4 protein-coding genes and 1 pseudogene are annotated in these 5,478 nt (G+C 41.8%); all 5 read left to right on the top strand.

Features of this window, described 5'->3' with window-relative positions; translation table 11 throughout:
• Window positions 1-966, top strand: a 966-nt coding sequence (locus ACH2DQ_RS25580) for a helix-turn-helix domain-containing protein (RefSeq protein WP_395028623.1), incomplete at its 5' end; no start/stop codon positions are given.
• Window positions 967-1,102: 136 nt separating this feature from the next.
• Complete coding sequence (locus ACH2DQ_RS25575; RefSeq protein ID WP_394915807.1) at window positions 1,103-2,401, top strand: ABC transporter substrate-binding protein; 1,299 nt, start codon at window positions 1,103-1,105, stop codon at window positions 2,399-2,401.
• Window positions 2,402-2,428: 27 nt separating this feature from the next.
• The gene (locus tag ACH2DQ_RS25570) at window positions 2,429-3,271 is read left to right on the top strand and encodes a carbohydrate ABC transporter permease (protein ID WP_394915809.1); all 843 of its coding nucleotides are present in this window, start codon (window positions 2,429-2,431) and stop codon (window positions 3,269-3,271) included.
• Entirely contained in the window at window positions 3,272-4,105 is an 834-nt protein-coding gene (locus ACH2DQ_RS25565; protein WP_394915810.1) for a carbohydrate ABC transporter permease, read from the top strand.
• Window positions 4,106-4,233: 128 nt separating this feature from the next.
• Window positions 4,234-5,478: pseudogene (locus tag ACH2DQ_RS25560) on the top strand (alpha-rhamnosidase); the annotation flags it as partial.

Below are 5,478 nucleotides of genomic sequence, written 5' to 3'. Positions count from 1 at the left end.
CATTTAAAAATAATCAGATCCCTGGGAATGGCGTTTTGTCAGTTGGATGAATGCAGCGGATTTTTGATATATGATTTTGGTTCCAGCAAGAGCATGAGTGAGGTACATGATGAAAAGCAGAAGTTCATGAGGGATGTTCATCAATACTTAAAGGAAATGGAATATCAGGAAGTTACCTTGGGTGCGAGTGACTTTTGCTATAAGTGGGAGGGAATAAGTGAGGCTTATAAGCAGGCAGAAGCGGCCTGTGGCAGAAGTATATATCAGGGGAAGGATCAGATCTATGATTATGGATTTGATAGCATCCCTATGGGAGAGCAGGTAGTAAATGTAGATTATGTGTCTCTGCAAAATGCAGTACTTCATCAGGATATGGAAGGGCTTAGGGCAGCATTACACCATTTGGAGGAGCAAATATTGTGTGTGCAGCCAGGGGTGGAATATCTGGATAAACTGTTGCAGGATATTTACATCTTTATTTATACGGAGGTGCTGAAAAAGAAATCCATTAAGAGAATATCCTCCGGGGATTTGGATGGGTTAAAGGAGTCTTTGGAGAAAGAAGACAGTTTCTATGGGAAAACAGAAGCACTGCATAAATACTTAAGACCGGTTTATACGGTTATGTTGGATGGAAAAAGGGTTTATAGTAAGGATATATCCCGCGCGGTTCATTATATAAAGGAACATTTTAAAGAGGATCTGAATTTAAAAGAGGTGGCGGGGTATATAGGGCTCAGCGAAAATTATTTATCTAATCTGTTTAAGAAAGAAACTGGAGAAAATATGGTGACCTATATGAATCGATGCCGGATTGAGCTGGCAAAAGAGCTGATCGCGGATACCGGTATGAAAGTATATGAGATCGCGGAGGCAGTAGGATTTAAAAATACCTCATACTTTTCTACTACTTTTAAGAAAATGACAAATATGACGGTACAGGAGTTTAAAACCCGTAAAAGATGAAAGACCCGTAAAAAGTGAAAGACTCGTAAAAGGTGAAGATCCGTAAAAAGTGAAAGAAATGGATAATTTGTTAATTGTTCCGCTGCATGCAAAGGATTTACAATATACCTATCAAAAGAAACAGGAGGAATGGAAAATGAAAAGAGTCGTAGCAACAGTAATTGTAGGTACATTGTTAGCCGGATTGTGTACGGGATGTGGAGGGGCACAAAATGAAGCAAAGGCAGGGAACAAAGAAGATAAGAATGTAACGATTACCTGGATGAAAAATACGGGTCAGGATACAGATACACAGTGGGAAGATGAGATGGCGAAGAAGTTTATGGAAGAGAATCCGAATATTAAGGTGGATATCCAGAGGCTGGCTTTTGATAATTATGTGACCTCTGTACAGACGAAAATTGCAAGTGGAGATGCACCGGACCTCATGTATGTAGAAGGGGATTTGTTAAAATCTTTTGCTAAGAACGGATACCTTACGGATCTTACCAACGAAGAATTTATGAAGAACTTTGATAAAAAGGATCTGGCAAGCCTGACCGTAGATGATAAGGTAATGGCAGTATCTAATTCATTTGGTACGATGTGCGTTACCTATGACAAAGATTTGTTCAAGCAGGCAGGGATTGAGGAGGTACCGAAAACAACAGATGAGTTTGACGCCGCATGCCAGAAGCTGCAGGATGCCGGGATTATTCCCATTGCCAATGGATTTAAAGAGGCCTGGTGCATTTCCGGAAATCTGCAGACGGACTATATTTCATCGGTACTGGCTAAGGATGAAAATGCGATTACCGATATGACGTCCAGAAAGAAAAAATTTGTAGACAGTGATCTGTGGAGAGATGAATTTAACCGTTTTACAGACCGCTTCCAGTATACCAATGACGATCCATTTGGAACTGACTGGAATGGTGCCGGAGATTTGGTGGCAACTGGAAAAGCAGCAATGATTTTATGCGGCAACTGGGCAGTTACCCATGTACAGGGAAAGAATCCGGATGTGAATCTTGGGATCTTTGCGATGCCTTACAGCAACAATGCAGATGATACGGTTATGGTAATCCAGTCGGCAGCATCCGGTTCCGGGGTTTACAGTGATTCGCCTAATAAAGAAGAAGCACTGAAATTCCTGGCGTATATATCATCTCCGGAAGCGGCTACCAGAGGTTCGGAATTATCCCATACGCCAACCATTGTAAAGGGCGCAAAGGCACCGGAAAATGATCCGGCATTGCAGGATATCAATGCTTATGTGGAAAGCGGCAAGACATTCAGCCAGGGTTCCATCGACCACAATTTCCCCAATGAATACAGAACGGCTCTTGAAACCTTAGTTTCCAAACACCTGCTGTCTGAAGAGAAGGATGTGGAGACATTGCTTAAGAATCTGGATGAAGAGTTTGATCGTATTGCAGGGGCCGAAAGCAAATAGAATGAAGGGAACGGAAAGGATGAAAATATGAAATCAAAAAAGAGTTATCTTCTATTTGCATTGCCGTCTGCCCTTCTATTTACTTTTGCGATTGTAATTCCATTTATTATGGGTATTAACATTGCGTTTACGGATTGGGATGGAATTTCCCAAACGTACCACTATAATGGACTGCAGAATTTCAAAACATTTTTTACCGATAAAAGTGTACTGCAGCCGATTAAAAATACATTCATTTACGGGATCGGATATACGGCGCTCAATAATCTGCTGTCTCTGGTTCTGGCGTTATTATTAAACAAATGGATCAAAGGGAGCAAGGTTTTGAAAACGGTGTTCTTTATCCCAATGGTACTCAGTTCTGTGCTTGCTGCATTTGTATGGGGGTTCATTTACAAAGATGTATTCTCTGCGGTGTTTGGAATACATAGCCTCTTGGGGAATCCCTCTACGGTAATACCGGGGATTATTATCATTGCACTGTGGAATGCAGTTGGCTCTAATCTGATTATTTACATGGCGGGGCTGGATAACATTCCCGATATGTACTATGAGGCATCGGCAATTGACGGGGCAACTTTATGGCAGCAATTTCGCTATGTGACACTGCCCATGCTGATTCCTACGTTTACGATCTGCATTACATTAACCTTTACCACCGCACTCCGGGAATTTGGTACGGTAATGGCGGCAACGGGGGGAGGGCCTGCGGGATCTTCTGAGACACTGGCTATTTATATTTACAAGAACCTGTTTTCTTTCCAGAAGGCTGGATATGGACAGGCAGTATCGTTTGTATTTATGATTATGCTGGCTCTGATCGGCACGTTAATGCTGAGATTTTTCAGGAAAAGAGAGGTGGAGTACTAGATGAGAAAAAAGTTTAAACCCGGCGTTATGGCAGTGAATCTTGTGGTTTATCTGCTGGCCCTTGTCTTCCTGGCACCATTTTTAATCAGTATTCTATTATCCTTTAAGACCCCGCAGGAAACAACCGGGAATGTATTGGGGCTTCCTCAGGTCTTGCATTTTGAAAATTTCGCGCAGGCTGCGGAACAGGCTAAAATTGCCCAGAGCTTTTTAAACAGTATTGTTATCACCGTAGGTACGGTTGCACTGATTGTATTATGTGCTTCTACTGCCGGATATGCAATCGGCAGGTTTTATCACAAACGTTCCATGAAGATCTATGAAATGGTATTAATGGCATCCATGATGCTTCCCTTCCAGACCGTAATGATCCCAATTTATAAGATGTTTAAATCATTGGGGATGCTCAATACCCATGTGGGTGTCATGATCATTGTTGCGGCTGTGAATCTTCCTTTTGCAGTCATGCTTTATACGGGATTTGTAAAAGCACTTCCCGTGGAATTGGAGGAGGCAGCAAAAATGGAAGGGTGTACAGGAGGAAAAATATTCTGGAGTATCATTTTTCCCCTTTTAAAACCGATTACCTTTACGATTGCAACGCTGATGACGCTTTGGACCTGGAATGAGTTCAATGTATCCCTTTTGGTTCTGCAAAAAGATACAGTGAAAACAATTCCGATTCAGCAGTATGTTTTCTTTGGACAGTATTCCTCAAACTATAACCTGGCTTTTGCAGCTGCGGTGTTGTCTATGATTCCGGTAGTTCTTTTCTTTATATTTGCTCAAAAATATATTGTGAAAGGTTTGGTTGACGGAGCAGTTAAGGGATAATCATAGCTGAGTTCTGTTACAGGCAAATTTGCCTGGAAGAAGGGCGTGCAGAGGCGGGAATAAATAAAAACATGAGCTCAGCTGCCAGAAAGCATTTTTCAAATACGCTCTAGAAAGTTGGTAGAACAATGAATGAAAATTACAGAGATATAAAGGCACAGAATAACAGAAATTTACAGAGTCCCCGGTGGATCTGGTATCCGGGCGATTTTGAAATCTATCACGCGTTAAAGGTAAATACCAGAAGAGAAGAAAGAAATATTATGTGGCCGGCTTTCTGGAGGCTGGATGATTGTTATCACAATGTGAGATTCCGGAAAAAAGCAATATTTGAAAAGGTATGCAGGATCTGTGCTTATGCAAATGGAAATGGATATTTGGATGTGGACGGTAAAAAATATCCGTTTGGAGAGGCAGTTCTACTGCCGGAAGGAGAACACGAACTTTTGGCTGTGGTATATCACACTGAGGGGCTTCCGGCTTTCTATGCTGAAGGCGGGAATGCAGCCAGCGATGGTACCTGGGAAGCAAATATGTACAGTGATGAATGGGTGCCCGCAGGCTTTAATGAACTGTTTTTTGATAAAGATAAAACGCCTGATACATTTCCATTTTCATATAAAGAGAGGCTTCCGGAATCGGTCAGTGGACTGGAAGATGGGATGCTGTATGATTTTGGCAAAGAGATTTTTGCATCGGTTGTGGTCAAAAGCAGGGGAACAGAAGGGAAACTGGACATTTATTATGGGGAATCCAAAATGGAAGCGCTTGATCAAGAACAGTGCTACCTATATGAGAAGACCGGACATGTGCAGGAAGAAATGGTATTTCGAAGCCGGGCATTCCGCTATATACTGGTGGAGACCCAAAACGAAATTGAAGTGACTGCAATTGAAGAATATCTTCCTTTGGAACCGGTAGAAAAGTTTCAGAGCCAGGACGAATTGTTAAATAAAATCTGGGAGATATCGGAATATACCTTCCATTTGAACAGCAGAGAGTTTTTCCTGGATGGAATAAAGAGAGACCGGTGGATCTGGTCGGGGGATGCATACCAGGCTTATAAAATAAACCAGTATCTCTATCAGGATAAAGACCTTAACAAACGGACGATTCTGGCGCTCAGAGGGAAAGATCCGGTAGAGTGTCATATTAATACGATTACGGACTACTCTTTTTTCTGGATTATGAGTGTATATGAGTATTACCAGGGATATGAGGATGAAGCGTTTCTGAGGATGATATATCCGAAAATGAAAAGCCTGATGGAATTCTGTATTGGAAGAACAGACGGAGATGGATTTATTGTTAAGAAATGCAGTGACTGGATCTTTATTGACTGGGCGGATATAGACAAAGAGGGGGCGGTATGT

Source organism: Robinsoniella sp. (assembly GCF_034124845.1).
This window is presented reverse-complemented; position numbering and strand designations above follow the sequence as displayed.

What these genes read in the sequence shown, in the direction of transcription:
- ACH2DQ_RS25575 (WP_394915807.1), top strand. Translation starts at nt 1,103, where the DNA reads ATGAAAAGAGTCGTAGCAACAGTAATTGTAGGTACATTGTTAGCCGGA.
- ACH2DQ_RS25570 (WP_394915809.1), top strand. Translation starts at nt 2,429, where the DNA reads ATGAAATCAAAAAAGAGTTATCTTCTATTTGCATTGCCGTCTGCCCTT.
- ACH2DQ_RS25565 (WP_394915810.1), top strand. Translation starts at nt 3,272, where the DNA reads ATGAGAAAAAAGTTTAAACCCGGCGTTATGGCAGTGAATCTTGTGGTT.